The 17,426-nt window shown below is 60.8% G+C and carries 12 protein-coding genes and 1 pseudogene; 9 read left to right on the top strand and 4 right to left on the bottom strand.

Features of this window, described 5'->3' with window-relative positions; all coding sequences use genetic code 11:
- Positions 1–314 precede the first annotated feature (314 nt).
- Together MHN80_RS25290 and MHN80_RS25285 are read right to left on the bottom strand one after the other, a co-directional pair.
- The gene (locus MHN80_RS25290) at positions 315–3,347 is read right to left on the bottom strand and encodes an RND family transporter (RefSeq protein WP_014928953.1); all 3,033 of its coding nucleotides are present in this window, start codon (positions 3,345–3,347) and stop codon (positions 315–317) included.
- Between the two features lie 82 nt (positions 3,348–3,429).
- A complete protein-coding gene (locus MHN80_RS25285; RefSeq protein ID WP_004021766.1) occupies positions 3,430–3,768 on the bottom strand; it encodes a DUF4873 domain-containing protein in 339 nt (112 codons plus the stop codon).
- Between the two features lie 133 nt (positions 3,769–3,901).
- Between MHN80_RS25285 and MHN80_RS25280 the strand changes: the two genes are divergently transcribed.
- The 9 genes and pseudogenes from MHN80_RS25280 to MHN80_RS25240 form a co-directional block, all read left to right on the top strand.
- A complete protein-coding gene (locus tag MHN80_RS25280) occupies positions 3,902–4,870 on the top strand; it encodes a diiron oxygenase (protein WP_004021765.1) in 969 nt (322 codons plus the stop codon).
- Positions 4,871–5,031: 161 nt separating this feature from the next.
- Positions 5,032–6,552, top strand: a complete 1,521-nt coding sequence (locus tag MHN80_RS25275) for an NAD(P)/FAD-dependent oxidoreductase (protein ID WP_004021764.1) — start codon at positions 5,032–5,034, stop codon at positions 6,550–6,552.
- 47 nt (positions 6,553–6,599) lie between these two features.
- A complete protein-coding gene (locus tag MHN80_RS25270) occupies positions 6,600–7,469 on the top strand; it encodes an SDR family oxidoreductase (protein WP_004021763.1) in 870 nt (289 codons plus the stop codon).
- Entirely contained in the window at positions 7,466–8,539 is a 1,074-nt protein-coding gene (locus MHN80_RS25265) for a ferredoxin--NADP reductase (RefSeq protein ID WP_004021762.1), read from the top strand. The genes MHN80_RS25270 and MHN80_RS25265 overlap by 4 nt, the downstream gene beginning before the upstream one ends.
- Positions 8,529–9,434, top strand: coding sequence for an alpha/beta fold hydrolase (locus MHN80_RS25260; RefSeq protein WP_004021761.1), 906 nt, complete (start codon positions 8,529–8,531; stop codon positions 9,432–9,434). Before MHN80_RS25265 ends, MHN80_RS25260 begins: the two co-directional genes overlap by 11 nt.
- Before the next feature lie 85 nt (positions 9,435–9,519).
- On the top strand, positions 9,520–10,272 hold the full coding sequence (locus MHN80_RS25255; RefSeq protein WP_004021760.1) for a TetR/AcrR family transcriptional regulator: 753 nt from the start codon (positions 9,520–9,522) through the stop codon (positions 10,270–10,272).
- Between the two features lie 300 nt (positions 10,273–10,572).
- Positions 10,573–11,199 (top strand): TetR/AcrR family transcriptional regulator, encoded by a 627-nt coding sequence (locus MHN80_RS25250; RefSeq protein ID WP_004021759.1) that lies wholly within the window; start codon positions 10,573–10,575, stop codon positions 11,197–11,199.
- A gap of 86 nt (positions 11,200–11,285) precedes the next feature.
- Positions 11,286–14,327: an RND family transporter gene (locus tag MHN80_RS25245; RefSeq protein WP_033206569.1), complete on the top strand. Its 3,042-nt coding sequence runs from the start codon at positions 11,286–11,288 to the stop codon at positions 14,325–14,327.
- Positions 14,328–14,570: 243 nt separating this feature from the next.
- Positions 14,571–15,077, top strand: a pseudogene (locus MHN80_RS25240) (transposase); the annotation flags it as partial.
- A 56-nt stretch (positions 15,078–15,133) separates the two neighbouring features.
- On the opposite strand, the gene istB reads toward MHN80_RS25240, so the two are convergent.
- Both istB and istA read right to left on the bottom strand, forming a co-directional pair.
- Positions 15,134–15,898, bottom strand: a complete 765-nt coding sequence (gene istB, locus MHN80_RS25235) for an IS21-like element helper ATPase IstB (RefSeq protein WP_004021756.1) — start codon at positions 15,896–15,898, stop codon at positions 15,134–15,136.
- A gap of 6 nt (positions 15,899–15,904) precedes the next feature.
- A complete protein-coding gene (gene istA / locus MHN80_RS25230; protein ID WP_165629285.1) occupies positions 15,905–17,203 on the bottom strand; it encodes an IS21 family transposase in 1,299 nt (432 codons plus the stop codon).
- Between the last annotated feature and the right edge of the window lie 223 nt (positions 17,204–17,426).

Below are 17,426 nucleotides of genomic sequence, written 5' to 3'. Positions count from 1 at the left end.
ATCTCGTCGCGCTTCACATGCCATCCGGGTGGCCCGGTCCTTGAGTTCCTCACTGTACTTGCGTGGTGCTGCCATGCTCTCCATCCTTCACAGGTTCGAGAGCCTCCGACAGACCCGGGGCGGTTCAACCACCAGCCAGCCGCGTACCAAGGTCAGTGCAGCTAGCGTTTGAATTAGGACGCAACTCATCTATCACGGGCGACGGTGCTGCGTCATGCTTATGCCCCTCCTACCTGTTGACGGAATGGTCGGGATATTCAGCGACCGACGCTTGTCAGATCCCCATGGGTCCGTCCGCGTGACTTTTGCGATGGTCAAGGGGCGAGCCGGAAACGGTCGATGTCACCCGGCCACCAGCTCGCAGTGCCCAGCAGCACCGCTAGCGCCGGGACTACTAAGGTCCGCACCAGGAACGTGTCGAGCAGCAAACCGACACCGATGATGAACCCGATTTGCACCATCACATCGATGGACCCGACCATCAGCCCAAACATGCTGGCCGCGAATATCAAGCCAGCCGAGGTGATGACCGACCCGGTGTAAGCGACGGTACGCATTACGCCGACCCGCACGCTCCACCTCGTTTCCTCTCTCAGCCGTGACACCAGCAGCATGTTGTAGTCGGCGCCCACCGCCACCAAGACAATGAACGACACCAGTGGCACGGGCCAGGCGATCCCGGCACCGAGGATGTGTTGAAGTACGAGCACACCAATACCGAGAGCCGCCATGTAGTTCAAGACGACGGTTGCAAGGAGATAGACAGGTGCAACGACGGCCCGCAACAGCAGCATCAGGATCAGACCCACGATGAGAAGGGTGGCTATGCCGAGCAGTTTGAAATCGTACGACAACAGTCGCTGGACGTCGGCATTGATCGCAGGAAAGCCCGCAACAGAAGCACGTCCGCCCTCCAGAGTGGTGTTCGGCATCGCGTTCTCGGCGACGCTGGACAGCTCGTTCGCCAGCGTCATTGCATCGGCAGAGTATGGGTCGTAGGCGGTCTGTACCGCATAGCGCACGGTTTTCCCGTCGGACGAGATGAACTGTCGAGCGACCTGACTGAACTGCTGGTCCTTGAACGCATCCGCGGGGAGATAGAAGCCGGTTGCCGAGTCAGAATCGCCGACCTCCCGTGCGGGAGCCCGAAGCTGTGCGGCGACCTGTGCCAGTCCACTGAGTAGCTGAAGGTTGCTGTCCACCAGAGCACCGACTCCGTTCGACAACTGACGCGCGCCGTCGGCAAGTGCGCCGACGCCGGATTCGAGTTGCGAGAGCCTGTTCCCGAGGTCCTGTCCGCCGATGGCTTGTAGTGCAGAATCCAGCGTTTGAAGAGAACGCTGCAGCTGTGCAATGTTGGTCGAGCCTGGCGCACTCACGCGGCCGAGCTGCGCGGCAAAGTCAGCCACCCTCCCAAGCGACTGATCATCCGCGAGTGCCCGGATGTCGGCCATTTGCGCGCGCAGTGCCGAGCACTGCGCGATCTGCTGGCACCACGGATTGTCTAACGCGGACAACGCCGGCGCGACCGCATCTGCCGCAGACTGGGCCCGACGTGCGAGTTGAGACAGCTCGGGCGCTTGCTTGGAAAACTGTCTAAGCCTTGGGGCAGCGTTCGCCAGTTGGTTCACAAGCGGCCGATACTCGTCGAGCTGCGGGCCAAATGACGACACCTCGTCGAGCAACCCCGACAGCGGAGCGAGGTTGGAGGATATCTGGTCTTCTAACAGTGCCAGGCCTCCGGCGAGCTGCTCTGACCCCGTCTTCAGGACGGCCAGATCACCCTTGCGGGCCTGTCCATCACCGGTCTCCTCGGTGATCTTGGTACCGATCTGATCATTCTGCCAAGATAATTGCGCCTGCTCTAGCTTCTCACCGGTCGGCCGCGTCACGCCAATGACCCTGGTCACGCCGGGAATCTGCGCGACGCGGGAGGCTAGCTGGTCGAGGTCGGCAAGGCCTTGAGCCGTGCGCATGTCGTTCTCGGACTCCACCACCAAGAATTCTGAGATGATGATGTCTTTCGGGAAGTGGCGGTTGAGAAGCGCGTATCCTTCGTTGCTCCCTGTGTCAGGTGGCTGCCCCTCGCGATCGTCGTAGGTGATCTGAATTGTTGCGGCGACCATGGCGAGGCCGATCAACACGACCACACTGATCGCGAGCAGAGGGACCGGCCGCCGGATAACCATGACTCCGACTCTTCTCCAGTAATCCCGCGTCAGGTCACGGCGGGGAAGGCCGGCGCCTTTCTTGGCAGCGAAAGAGAGTACGAGGGGCAGCAATGTCACCGTCGCCAAGAATGCGAAAGCTATGGCGATTGCGCAGGCCGGACCCAAAGTGTTAAACACACTGAGCTTGGCGAAGGCCATAGCCAGGAACGCTAGGGCCACAGTGCCCGCCGACGCTAGAACCACGCGGCCGATAGTTGCATTCGCGTGGGCGATAGCGACATCAGGAGAGTAACCCGCTCGAATACCTTCATGATAGCGGCTGATGAGGAACACCGAATAGTCAACTCCGGCACCAAAGATGATGACGGTCATGAACATTGACGTGAACTGGGATACCGGCATGCCCAGCTCGCCCAGTCCAGATAGAACTCCGCGACCCACAGCCAAGCTCATGCCCACGACAAGCAGCGGCATCAGCGCGGTGAAGACCGAACGATAGACGATCAGGAGGATCACGGCGATCAGCAGCACGGTGGCAACAGTGATCAGGACCAGATCCGACTCGCCCACGGCGAGTTGGTCGCTAAAGGTCGCGGGCGGGCCTGTCACACGGACTGTCGTCCCACTGTCACGAAAGATACTCTCAGCGATCTCACGCACCGCTGCGACCGCCTCCGCGGTATCGGGTCCCCCGAGTGTGCCGGCCACTCCCACGGGCAGATACCAGGCTTGCTTGTCTTTGCTGAGAGCCTGACTTGCGGTGAGGGGATCGCTCAGCAGGTCCCGGACAGCGATGACGTGCCTGTCGTCCGCCCGCAGGGTGTCGACAAGCACGTGATATCGATCGCGGGTGTTGTCGGACAGGCCTGCACTGTTCTCCATCACAACGAATACTGTGGTCTTGGCGCCGCGCTCGTCGAAAGATGCACCCATACGGTCCAAGGTCTGAAAAGACGGGACTCCGGCCGGGATCGGATCCACAGATTGTTCCCGTATCACTGACTCCAGTTGAGGAAAGAGAAGGCCTAAGCCGATGGCGGCGCCGAGCCAGACCAGCGTCACAATTCCCTTGCGGCGGAGGGTAAACCATGCAACCCGCTCAAGGGTCGGACTGTACTCGCCGAGTTTCTCGCCCCCTCTCGACGGGCGGGTTCGAATGGGAGACGAACTCACCATGTGCAATATCCTCTCGACCTGAAGTGGGCGACCCAATCGTGCGGACCCGTTTCGCGAATGTCCGTGCGGCGGTGGATGGTTGTCACTTGTGGTGGTGCTCGACCATGTTCTCGACTTCCTCGAGAGTGGTGGGCAGGTGGTATGGCGGAGTGCTCTTGCCTGAGATGCGGTATCGGCCCCAGAAGTCGGGATCCCCGACGACACACTCCGCTCGGCCCTCGGGGGTCGTAAATACAGCGATCGCGCGGGCGCCTTTCAGGAGCCCGTCGAGCTCATCATTCTTCTGAATCCGGCCATACCAGGTGTACAGGCCGTTCAGCGGCTGGAAATAGCCTTTGATCTTCGCTTCGACATGGATCTCCGCCCCGCGGCACACCAGGGTTCCTTCGCCGGAGTAGTCGAGGTCATGGTCGTCAGACATGCAGTCCTACCTTCTTCGCACTGAGCGTTGACAAATATCGCAGTTCGTGGATACTAGCAGTACCAGATACTATGAGTAATGGGTACTGGGCGCCAGGCCCCGACTCCCAGCCTTGAACGACCGAGGAGAAGACATGACCGTGCAGGATGTCCAGATGAACCCCGACTTTTCGAAGGAGGGCATGGCTCGGGTGAACGGGCGTAAGCCCGTCGACATGGAACGATCTGCGGGTCGATTGCTGCGGTCTTCCGCGGAGAAGTTCTACGACGCGGAGATCGACATCGACTGGGAGTCGCCCTGGGAGGAAGGCAAGTGCTTTCTGCCAGAGCATCGAGTGTCGCTATACGGCACCAGGCTGTGGGACAAGATGACTGAGGAGCAGCGTCGCGAGTTGGGGCGCCATGAGATCGTGAGCATCCTCAGTTTCGGCATCTACGCAGAGAATCTGTTGAGTTCAGCGCTTCTGCGCATGTCGGCGAAGGGGGCTTTAACCGATCAGAAGTCTCTATACGCGTTGACAGAGATCGGCGATGAGTCCCGCCATTCCACTATGTTCGCGCGCCTCATCAACAAGACGGGCGTGCCCCCCTACAAGCTTCCTAAGGGCTTCTTGAGCTTCGCGAAGATCCTGCATTTCGTCCCTCTCGGGCCGTCGGTGTCTGGAGCTACGCTGTTGATCGAGGAAATCCTGGACCGCGCCCAGCGCGAGGCGATGAACGACCCCAGTATGCAGCCTCAGCTTCGCCAGCTCATGAAGATCCACGTCCTTGAGGAAGCCCGTCACATTACCTTTGCGCGACTGGAGATGATCGAAGGCATGCAGCGTCGTCGTAAGGCGACGCGCGCTTGGCACCGAGGGGTGCTTGCCGTCATCGCGAACCTGGCGTACCCGCTGCTCATTAATCCGAAAGTGTACCCCGCAGTGGGAATTAGTCGCTGGCGTGGCGTGTGGGCGCAGCAGACCAGCCCAAACTATCGGACCAACCTGCAATTTATGTCGGAGCCCATGATTCGGTTCTTCCATGAGGCGGGAATGTTGGAAGGCAAGTTCACAATGGCCATGTGGCGTGCGACGCGGAGCCTTCCCGACGATCTTCGCTGATCTCCGTTCACGCGGCCGAGCCGTCGTGATCGACATCAGTTAGACCTGTGCGGAGCATTCTCGATGGCTTCGCGATCACTTCCGCCTCAACAGATCACCTGCCGCCACTGTGCGCAGGTGATGTGTTGTGCGATCCAACCTACGAGGGAGAAAGCATAAACATGGCATCATCGACTACCCGGCGCGCCTCGCGCGCAACCGCCAAGACGGATTCAACCAACGACCCGATTTCGACCAAGATTCTGATTATTGGAAGCGGGTTCTCTGGCCTCGGGATGGCCGCGCAGCTTAGACGTCGCGGGTATAGCGATTTTCTGATTCTGGAGAAGGCAAGCTCCGTCGGTGGGACCTGGCGCGACAATACCTATCCGGGCTGTGCATGTGACGTTCCGTCGCTGATGTACTCGTACTCATTCGAGAGTCGAGGTAGCTGGTCGAAGGTGTGGTCGTCACAGCCAGAAATTGAGCGGTATCTACAGGATGTCGCGGATAAGCGTGGCGTGACACAAAAGATTCATTTCGGTCAGAAGTTGGTTTCTGGATACTGGAGCGAGTCGGAGTCGCGGTGGCACCTGCGTACTGAGTCCGGACGTGAGTACATTGCTCAGTTCGTGGTGTCAGGAGTCGGTGCGCTGCATATCCCCAATTTTCCCGAAATTTCGGGGATTGAGGACTTTAAAGGCGAAGCGTTTCACTCCGCACAGTGGGATCATTCGGTGGATCTGGAGGGCAAGCGTGTCGCCGTGATCGGCACTGGTGCCAGCGCTATCCAGTTTGTACCTTTCGTGCAGAAGGAGGCCATGTCCCTCAAGGTCTTCCAGCGAACCCCTGCCTGGGTCCTACCCCGCAAGAATTTCTCCGTTCCGCCGGCCCTGCGGACTCTTCTGAGTAAACTCCCGATTGCACGTCGTATCGCCAGGTGGTCGGTGTACTGGGGTGCGGAGAGCCTGGCCTTCGGCCTCAACGGTCACTCTAACCTCATGCGGCCAATTGAAAAGGTCGCTCGGTGGAACATTGAACGCTCCATCTCTGATCCGGCATTGCGCAAGAAACTGACCCCGTCGTATCGTATCGGCTGTAAGCGGATTCTGGGGTCAAACGACTATTACCCGGCGCTTGCGGCACCTAACACCACTGTCATCAGCGATCGGATTGAGAAGGTGACCGCTGATTCCATCATTTCTTCAGACGGTGTCGAGCATCTCGTGGACGTTATAATTTATGCGACCGGTTTTCACGTGACTGATGGTTTCGATCAGCTCGCCCTGAAAGGTGCCACTGGCGAGGATCTCCCGTCCCACTGGCATCAGACGGGGATTAACACGCACCTGGGCATCACGACCGAGGGTTTTCCCAACCTGTTTTTCCTCCTCGGACCCAACACGGGCCTCGGCCACAACTCAGTGGTGTTCATGATCGAGCAACAGATCAAATACATCATGAAGGCCATCGACACAGTAGAAAGCCGAGGCGCTGAGAAGGTTGACGTACGCCCGTCCGTGCAAGAACAGTTCAACACCGACATCCAGCGGAAGCTGGCCAAGGGAGTGTGGACCAACGGCGGCTGCACGAGTTGGTATCTCGACTCGCAGGGCGTCAACCGGACCGTGTGGCCGGGCTTCACATGGCAGTACTGGCGCGCCACGAAAGATTTCGAGCCCGCCGAGTACGACATCGCCTGAGCCCGAACGCACGGAGAGACACGATTCGAAGAGATGGTGGGACGACGGTGAGCAGTTCTAATCGGCATGACTATACCGGCAAGGTGGCAGTGATCACCGGTGCCGCGTCAGGGATCGGTCGGTCTCTGGCACTCCAGTTGGCGGAGCGAGGTGCCGCACTGGCACTGTCCGACATTGATGAGATGCACTTGAAGGAGACTGCAGAACTTTGCCGCACCACGCATGGGGCAACGGTAACCGCCGCCGTACTAGACGTTGCGGACCGCGCTGCTTTTCAGGACTATGCCGACGGAGTGCGGTCAGAGTCGGGCCACGTCGACATGGTGTTCAACAACGCCGGCGTGGCCTTGGGCGTTGACGTGGTCGACATGAGCTGGGAAGACTTCGACTGGCTCATGGGCATCAACTTTGGCGGAGTCGTTAACGGGTCGAAGGCGTTTCTGCCTCACCTGATCGCGTCCGGGGACGGACATCTCATTAACACGTCGAGCGTCTTCGGCTTGATCGGAATCCCCAGCCAAAGCGCCTATAATGCCGCGAAATTCGGCGTCAGAGGCTTCACCGAGGCGCTCCGACAGGAGATGAAAATCAGTCGATACCCGGTCACAGTGACATGTGTGCACCCGGGGGGTGTAAAAACCAACATCGTCAACAATGCCCGAGGCGTTTCCGCCATGGGGGCAGACACCGCGACTGTCGCCTCGCTGTTCGACAGGATCGCACGAAGCACCCCGGATAAAGCAGCGGCGACAATCCTCAAAGGTATGGACAAGAAGAGAGCGCGAGTGCTGATCGGTGCGGACGCCCGCGGTTTCGACTTCGTGGCACGGGTGATCGGTCCCCGCTACCAGGACATCGCGGCGCCACTGACACGAGCGGGTTACGCGGTCGCACGTAGACAGGGGATCCTCAAGTGACCGTCGAACCCGATTCACGTCCGGCTGCCGCGGCGGCCCGCTCACGCACCTTAACCGTCTCGGAAGTGATCCAGGAAACGAAAGACTCCGTTACCATTTCGTTCGAAATCCCCGACGCCATGGTCGAGGAATTCAAGCATACCCCAGGGCAATTCATCACCGTCAAGATCCCATCTGATCGGACCGGTCATGTCGCACGGTGCTACTCATTGAGCAGCTCGCCTCACGTCGACGACTTCCGTCTCGAGATCGGCATCAAGCGGACCGAGAACGGTTACGCATCGAACTGGCTGTGCGATAACGCGATTACGGGAATGGAATTGACCGTCCTCCCGCCGTCAGGGCATTTCACGGCGAAGAATCTCGACGTTGATTTTCTATTCTTCGCAGGAGGAAGTGGGATCACTCCGGTCTTTTCGCTGATTAAGTCGGCACTTGTGTGCGGCGGGGGCGAGGTCACACTATTCTACGCGAACCGCGATGCCGAGTCGATCATGTACGGGGGGCAACTGACGCAGATCGTCTCCGAGTTTCCTGAGCGTTTCACCGTCTTCCATTGGTTGGAGTCGGCTATGGGTATTCCGACGCCTCAGAATGTCGAGTCCGCCATACGTGAGCACCGCGGTGCACAGATCTTCACCTGTGGTCCGGCGCCGTTCATGGATCTGGTGCAGAAGTCGGCGGAGGCCTGCGGTGTCGAGCACTCCTCGGTACATCGAGAAGTCTTCCAGTCACTGACCGGGGATCCGTTCGATACAGCCACGATGCGTCAGCTTGGTGACGACGACGGTGTGGCGACCGCTACGGTCTATCTGAATGGGCAGTCCATCACGACTGAGTGGCCGCGCAACACGCCGTTGCTCGACGTGCTACTGGCCCAAGGCCACAATGCCCCGTACTCCTGCCGAGAAGGAGCCTGCAGCGCGTGTGTATGCAAGCTGGTCGAGGGTGATGTAGAAATGGCCCAGAACCACATCCTCGTTGAGGGTGATGTTGCCGACGGTGAACGGCTCGCATGCCAGGCACTTCCGCTGACGGATTCTGTCACGGTGAGCTTCGATGACCTCTGAGTTTGCGAGTGCGTCGCGAGGATCGCGTGACCTCGAGGTCCTTTCCTCCGACGGGACCAAGTTGTTCGCTCAGGAATTCGGTCCGGGCCGGGATGCTCCGCTCCTAGTCTTTAGTCACGGCTGGGCTTGTCAGGGACGTTTCTGGCGTCCGCAGGTCGAGCAGTTCGCGGCGACGCATCGGGTGGTGGTCTACGACCAACGCGGACACGGGTTGAGCGACCGGGGCCGGGTACCGTTCTCGGCGAAGCTCTTGGCCGATGATATGGAGGCCGTAGTCCGGGCAGTGGCGACTCCCGCCGACAAGGCTGTCGTGGTCGGACACAGCATGGGAGGCATGTCCATCATGAGTTGGGCGGCTGAGTACCCCGCCTCGGTTTCGGAGCTGGCCCGCGGAGTAGTACTGGCAAGCACCGGGCCATCACAGTTGGTGGATCGGTCTACATTGCTCAAGGTTCCCCGACAGCTACGACCGAGACTTGAGCGGGCCTTCGCGGCCAGTCTTGCAGTCGCCGGACCCGAGATGCAGGGGACGCGTTTGTCTCGCCGCCTGATTCGTTACGGAACCCTGGGCCCGGGCGCGACTGCCGAGGTAGTCGACGAGTGCGCCGACATCGTGTTGCGATGCCCACCACAGGTGCGCGGGATGTGGGGTTCAGTGTTGGCGACAATCGACGTCAGTAAGGGGGTTGACTCGCTGGAGGTGCCGGCGACGGTCATCGTAGGTGATGCCGACAGACTGACCCCAGCGACCCATTCAGTGGATCTCGCAGCGCGCCTGGGTCGGAAGGGCGTTCTATTTGAATTCACTCTTCTTGACAAAGTCGGTCACATGTCCAACCTAGAGGCCGTCGAAGACTTCAATTCAGCCGTGGCCAGATTAGACAAATCCGCCTGACGCGGGTCTCGTCGACCCAACCCATGTTCACTGGCTAGTGCGTCACTGGCGCGACAAGTCAGCCATCCTGATAACGTAGGAGGTCATGTCTGTAGTCCGTCGCATCTCCGCGGCCCCGGTGAAAGTGCAGCGACGTGTGCGCGACGCTCGAAGCACGCGCTGGGACGACCACCGCGCCGTCGTCAAAGCTGAACTCGTCGATGCAGCGATACGCGCGATCGAAAAGTTCGGCGATGCCGTGAGCATGGACGATTTTGCGGAAGAGGCTGGTGCGTCGAAGCCTAAGCTCTACCGCCATTTCGGTGACAGGGCTGGGCTCTACTCCGCCGTGGCAGCCCGTCTGGGTTCTATGATGTGGGAGTCAGCGCAGTCAACTCTGCTCTCCGGACAGGCAGACAGCACCGTCGACGAACTTTTCCGTTCAGCGGTGTCCGCATACGTATCCTTGGTTGATGAACATCCAGCGGTCGTCCGTTTCCTCATGACGAACCACATGTTCCAGTACTCTGAGTCCGGCGAGGGTGGGGCCGCAGATCAGCTGAGATCGGCAATGGAGATTATTTCCGACGAGTTCGCTCGTGGCCTCCGAGAGGTCGATGCCGAGGAGTCCCCCGTCGCCGTAGCAGTAGCCTCCATTCTGGGGGCTGGCCTATCAGCGACCCAGTGGTGGATCGATCACGGTCGGCAGAATGGAATGAGCAGGGACATGTTTGCCGCGCACCTGTGCCAGACCTCGTGGGGGATCATAGACGGCGCTGCAGCCACAGTAGGCGTTCGATTCCATAGGGACAGGCCCTTAGGCGACCCTGGATTCGCCACTCGCCTCGACGCCGTCTGATCCCCTTCGTACGGGTGGTCCGCCCTGTGTCACGCACGCGGCAGAACTGCTCACACAAACGGAGCGCATTTCACAATCCTGACTGCTGGCTGTCATGGGGGATCATCCTTGGTCGCCGCTCATCTTAGTAGCGGAGCGCTACAGACGGTACTGTTGACGACAGTGCCACAGTCGTGGCGGCACTCATAAGGCCCCCCTCGAGCCTTCCATCGGTACCGCCACTGGCAGTTTCGTTCTGTTACCGACGGTATTGGTGTGCAGTCAGAGGTTCTTGATTTGGTTTCGTAGGGAGTGGCCAGGGTGGAAACCATCGATTTCGACGATGTTGACCCGAGGCGGGTTCGGTCGCGTCAGCGTTTGTTGGATGCTGCGGTGACCTTGCTGAACAGTGGCGGGGTCGAAGCCGTTACCGTGGAGGCGGTCACTCGACTGTCTCGTGTTGCTCGCACCACCTTGTATCGTCACTTCGAGAGCTCCACAGATCTGGTGGCGGCTGCCTTCGAGCGATTGTTGCCTCAGGCCGAGACCCCCGAGACGACGACGTCGATCCGTGATGACCTGCTGAAGCTGATGCAGCGGCAGGCTGAGCTTATTGAGCATGCACCGCTGCAGTTGACGACGCTGGCATGGTTGGCAATGCTTCCCGAGCAGCCCCGGCAATCCGGGCAATCCGACGGGGATCAGAACGCGCTCGCGCCACTGCGTCGTCGAGTCGTCGAGCAGTATCGAGAACCATTCGATCGAGTTTTGACGAGTGACGTGGCCACGGCTGAGCTCGACAACTTCGATTTGACCATGGCTGTCACCCAGCTCGCGGGCCCGCTGATCTTTGCCAAGCTCACGGGCATTCGGTCGATGACCGTTGGCGATCTCGAACAGCTTGTCGACGATTTCCTCATGGCCCACCGGCGACACCAAACCTCCTGACCTCCTTCCCCATCTACGGTACTGCTAGTACCGTAACGATACCGTCGGTTTCGTAGACGGGCTGGGTCGAGGGTGAGGTGCTGCATATGGTGGTCCAACGTCCAAGTGGTGGGCGCTTGGCGGCGCGCCGGTTGGCGGAACGCAGCGAGTACAGCACGACATTGGGGCGGTTGGCACGGTTCACCTTGGCGCACAGATTCCTCGTCATCGGGGCGTGGGTGGCTGTGGGTATCGTCTTGGCGATTCTGTTTCCCCAGCTGGAGACGGTGGTGCGGCAGCAGTCTGTTGATCCGATCCCTGCTGGGGTTCCATCGTTTCAAGCACTCGATCAGATGGGTGGTGCGTTCGGTGAGAAGGGCGCCAAGACCACTGTTTTCGTGACCATGGAGAACCCGAACGGGTTCACCGACGTGGCGCGGGAACGCTACGACATGCTCGTTCTGCAGCTGCGCGAAAATTTCGACGATGTGCAGTCAGTGCGGGATTTGCTTTCCGATCCGACGACGGCCGGCCAAGCCTTGAGTGAGGACGGGCAAGCCTGGTACCTGCCTGTCGGGGTCACCGGAACATTGGGAGGGCCAACGGCCACGCATGCTGTGGAGACCGTGCGCCAAACCGCGCAGCGCGTGTTTGACGGTACGGGCACCACTGTCCATGTCACCGGGCCGACAGCCACTTTCAGTGACCAGATCGTCAGTGCTGAAAGCGATTTAGTCGTGATCACTCTGGCGACGGTGGCGCTTATCGCGATCATTCTGTTGATCGTTTACCGATCGCTGTTCACCGCGCTGGTGCCGTTGTTGGTGATCGGTGTCAGCCTCGGCGTGGGCCGTGGCATCTTGTCCGCACTCGGCGAACTCGGTATGCCGGTATCGCAGTTCACCGTCGCGTTCATGACCGTCATCCTGCTCGGAGCCGGGGTCGACTACTCAGTCTTCTTCATCAGTCGCTATCACGAACGGCTACGCCAGGACGCCACCACCGAGGTTGCGCTCGTGGACGCGACAGCAACTATCGGACGGGTCATCCTGGCTTCAGCTGCCACGGTGGCGCTGGCCTTTTTGGCGATGGTCTTTGGTCAGCTGAGCGTGTTCTCCACCTTGGGTCCGGCATGCGCGATCGCCATCCTCATCGGATTCCTCGCCACGGTCACCCTGCTACCACCGGTGTTGCTGTGGGCGGCACGATTCGGCTGGGGCGCACCCAGGCGAGATCTGACCCGAAAGTACTGGAATCGCGTCGCCGTGCTCGTCGTGCGGCGTCCTGTGCCGCTGCTGGCACTAACCCTGGTCGGGCTAATCGTGCTTAGCGTCTTCGCGACGGGCATCCAGATCACCTTCGACGATCGTGAGGGGCAACCCGCGACAACCGACAGCAACGAAGGCTACGCGTTGCTCGACCGTCATTTCCCTCAAGACGTCACTATCACCGAGTTCCTCGTCGTAGATGCACCGATCGATCTCCGTACTGCCAGCGGGCTGGCCGATCTTGAGCAAATGGCCTCACGTGTATCCCAGATCCCCGGAGTGACTCGAGTCATCGGCGTTACCCGTCCCACCGGGGACAAGCTCGAGCAAGCCGAGCTGTCCTGGCAGAACGGCCAGATCGGGAACCGGCTGGCGGGTGCGGTCGACGATGGCCAGAACCGCCGCGGTGACCTCGAACAGCTCCGTACAGGCGCATTCCAACTCGCCGACGGGCTTACTCAGCTCGACACCCAGGTACGCACCAACTTGGCCCCCCTGGCCGGCATCCTCGATCAGGCAAGCACAGCCGGGCAGCAAATTCAGCAGTACCAGCCACTACTACGCCAACTCGCCGCATCTGCACCAGCGCTCGATCGCGCTTCTCAGAATGCCCCACAGCTGGCCGCGCTCACCCGCCAAACATCTGCAGCCCTGGCAACAGTGACCTCGATCCTGCCCATCCTCGATAATGCGCCCTGGTGCACCCAAGTCCCGCAGTGCGCAGCTCTGCGCGCGCAGACCCGCAATCTCGACGCCCTACTGAGCAACGGGACCCTCGACCAGATCGCCACGCTGTCAACACAACTCGCGCAGCTGGATACACCGATCTCAACAGTCACCGACCAACTCACTTCCACCGTCAACTCACTGGGCTCCACGCTGGGAAGCATCAGCAGCCAAGACCTTCCCGGCAAGCTCACCCAACTGCAAACAGGTATCAGTCAACTCGCGGCGGGATCACGCCAACTCGCCGCCGGTGTATCCGCGCTGATCGACAGCAACCTTCAACAACTCGCCGGGATGGCCGCGCTAGCCACACAACTACAAACCTCCGCCCGCGAGACCGCCGGAACAAACTCAGCAACCGGCTTCTACCTCCCACCTCAGGCCAACGCAGACCGCCGTTTCGTCGACGTCGCTCGCCAGTTCGTCTCGCCCGACGGCCATACCGTGCGCTACGCAATACAAACCAGCTTCGACCCCTACAGCACCGAGGCCATGCAACTGGCCGACACAATCACCGATGTCGCACTCGCCGCCAGACCGAACACAACCCTGCAGGACTCCAACATCGCGACAGCCGGGTTCCCCGCCATCAACGCCGATCTGCAACGTCTACTCACCGAAGACTTCCGACTCCTAGCGTTGGCCACCCTCACCATCGTCGGCCTGATCCTGATACTCCTACTCCGAGCACTCATCGCGCCGCTATACCTTCTGGGCACCGTCATACTCAACTACACCGCGGCACTGGGTATCGGCGTCCTGATCTTTCAACACATCCTCAAAACCGACATCGCCTGGCCCGTACCACTACTGGCCTTCATAGTCCTCGTCGCGGTCGGCGCCGACTACAACATGCTTCTCATCTCTCGCCTACGCGAAGAATCCCAAAACAACATCCGCATCGGCGTCCTGAGAACCGTCACCAACACCGGATCAGTCATCACCTCGGCCGGCCTCATCTTCGCTGCCAGCATGTTCGGACTCATGGCCGGATCCATCTCGATCATGACCCAGGTCGGACTCATCATCGGCATCGGCCTGCTGCTCGACACCTTCATCGTCCGCACCATCGTCGTGCCGACCATCGCCACACTTGTCGGCAGAGCAAGCTGGTGGCCGAGTACCCGAACCGACACGCATCCAGCGTCCCGCTAGTACGCACGCACGTGCCGAGATCTGACCGGCCCCGCCAGTCATCCAGCCATCGCGCCCACCTCATCGACTGACACCCGCTCGACGGTCGGCCGCGGCACCACACCCGACCCACGTGCGAGCGCCCCTCGCGTCGTTGACGCTGGTAGAACTCGCAGGAGGGCCCGTCGCGGCGTTGGGGACTGTCGCTGATTCGGTGTAAGTGGTTTTGATCGCCCCCGGCGTGGGGCAGGAGGAATCACGACGATGACCGACACAATCGGGGGCGTGGATGCCCCGGTGGCAGGGCCGGTTCAGACCGGTCAGGAACACGATGTCACCACCGCGGATGCGGTGCGTGAGCTCTCGAAGGCCGAGCAGGCTTTGGTGAGCGATCTGGTACGTAGCTCACGCGCTCAGGGAGTGGCTCTGACCGGTCCTGACGGGCTGCTCAAAGCGCTGACCAAGAGCGTGCTCGAAGCCGCGCTCGATGAAGAGATGACCGAACATCTTGGCTATGACAAACATGACGTGGCCGGCCGCAACACCGGCAATTCACGCAACGGCACGCGCACGAAACGGGTCCTGACCGACGCGTGCGGGCAGGTGCCCATCGAGGTGCCCCGCGACCGCAACGCCACCTTCGACCCGGTAATTGTCGGTAAGAGCAAACGTCGCGTCACCGATGTGGATCGGGTAGTGCTGTCGCTGTATGCCAAAGGCCTCACAACCGGCGAGATCTCAGCGCATTTCGCCGATGTCTACGGTGTCAACGGCGGCTGAAAACTGACCCCTTATCGACGGTTGAATTTTGACCCCCTTTGGTGTGGTTACTGGTCGGTGTTGACGAGTTCTCGTCGGGCTTTGGTGCGGTAGGAGTCGCCGTCGATAGCGATGACCTCGGCGTGATGGACGAGGCGGTCGATGAGTGCGGCGGCGACGACGTCGTCGGCGAAGACTTCGCCCCAACGGCCGAATGGCATGTTCGAGGTGATCAGAATCGAGCCTTGTTCGTAGCGACTGGCAATGAGTTGGAAGAACAGGTTGGCGGTGTCGGAGTCGAATGGGAGGTAGCCGATCTCGTCGATGATGATCAGTCGGTAGCGGCGGAGCCGTTTGAGTTCGGCGGCCAGGCGGCCGGTGGTGTGTGCCTCGGTCAGGCGGGTGGCCCATCCGGTGGCGGTGTCGAAGAGCACGGGGTAGGCGTTGTGTGCGGCTTTGATCCCGAGCGCGATCGCGAGGTGGGTTTTTCCCACCCCGGGTGGTCCGAGAAGGATCACGTTGTCGCTCTTGGCGATCCAGGTGCTGGTGGCCAGGTGGGCGATCACATCACGACGCAGTCCTGGAAGGTGGTCGAAGTTGAAGTCCTCGAGTGTTTTGACCGCAGGGAAGCGCGCGCCGCTGATCCGCAGCATGGTGCCGTTGGCTTCGCGTTCGCTGACCTGGCGGTCAAGAATCGCTGCGAGGTACTGCTCGTGGGTCCAGTTGTCGGTGCGGGCCCGCTCGGCCAATTCCGCCCAGCATCGGCGGATCGCTGGCATCTTCAACGCCCGCGCCGCGAACTCGATCTGTTTACCTGTTTGATTGTCGGACACAGTCTTTCACCTTTCAATGCTGGTGGATGTGGTGGGCGGGTGAGCTTGGGGCGGGGTGGCAAAGTTCACCCCGAACAGCTCGTCGTAGTCCGGTAACGCCCGGATCGGCACCTCGTGGCCATCAGGGTGGGCGCGGATGCGGGCGGCGTTTCGGGCCCGGTTGGCGAGGTCTTGGCGGCGGTAATCGCGGCGCAGTTCTTTGGCTGCTCGCACGTGCTGAGGGTCGGCGATGGTGACGTGGTTGGCCCAGCTGCGCGCGTGGTCGGCGACGGTGACCTCGCCGCAGAGGATGCGCACCTGCTGCAGGTCGGCAGTGATGTCGACGAACCGACCGATCACCGACGGGTGCACCGAATAGTCATTGCCGGCTACACGTACGTAGTAGTCGCGACCGAGTCGCACCCGGCTACTCAAGCCGATATGCGGTGCGGTCGGAGGTAGGCCGGTCATCTGCTCGAGGTCCTCGGCGAACACGTCACACGGGCGTCGATCACCGATCGCGCGCACCACTCGGGTGTTGGCATGATCGGCCAGCCACCGATCGAACTGGGCGGTGAAATCGGCCGGTGAGCTGAACTGGCGGCCCGGCAGGAACGAGCTCTCGAAGAACCGGTTGTTGCGTTCGACCATGCCCTTGTACTCGGGGTCTCGCGGTGGCGCCAGCTCCAGCCGCGTACCCAACGTGCCCACGAAGCCGGCCGCCAACGCGGTGGGTGTGCCCTTGGGGCCGATCGCGGCTTCGCGGTCCCACACCAGTTTGCGGGTCACCCCGCCCAGTTGCGACAGCAGCAGCCACATTCCCGTCAGGATGTCTCCGCCCTGGCGAGACGGGATCATCACCGCCGACCGGTACCGGGAGAACGCCAACGTCATCACCAACACCGGTAGCATGGCGAACTGATTGTGGCTCAGAGGGATTCGGTAGTCCGGAAACCACAAATCCCACTGTGAACAGCCGCCGGGCTGATAGATCACCCGATCGGCTGGATCTACCCCACGAAACTCTGGACGAATAGCCCGGACCCGGTCTTTGAGGACCGTCAACGACCTCGTCCACCCAACCCGCTCGGCGATCACCGTCGCCGGCATCGTCGGATACTCCCGCAGCAACGCCCGGATCTGCGGTTCGAACGCGTCGACCGCCGAGCCCGTCGCCGGCCGCGAGTACTTCGGCGCGGTATCCGAAGCCAACGCCGCACGAACGGTGTTGCGGGCCACCCCCAACCGGCGCGCGATCTCCCTGATCGGCACACCCTCACTGCGATGCAAACGGCGGATCTCTGCCCATTGCTCCACTGAAATCACCCTCCTAACAAGACGGGGGGGGTCAAAATTCACCCGTCGTCAGGGGGTCAGTTTTCAGGCGTCGTCAACATACGGTGCGTCGGTATCGAAAGACACTGAACCGCCCCGGGTCTGTCGGAGGCTCTCGAACCTGTGAAGGATGGAGAGCATGGCAGCACCACGCAAGTACAGTGAGGAACTCAAGGACCGGGCCACCCGGATGGCATGTGAAGCGCGACGAGAT

The sequence above is a fragment of the Gordonia sp. McavH-238-E genome (assembly GCF_022348225.1).
Lineage (GTDB): Bacteria > Actinomycetota > Actinomycetes > Mycobacteriales > Mycobacteriaceae > Gordonia > Gordonia terrae.
The sequence above is the reverse complement of the archived record's forward strand: the minus strand, read 5'-3'. Positions and strand labels throughout refer to the sequence as shown.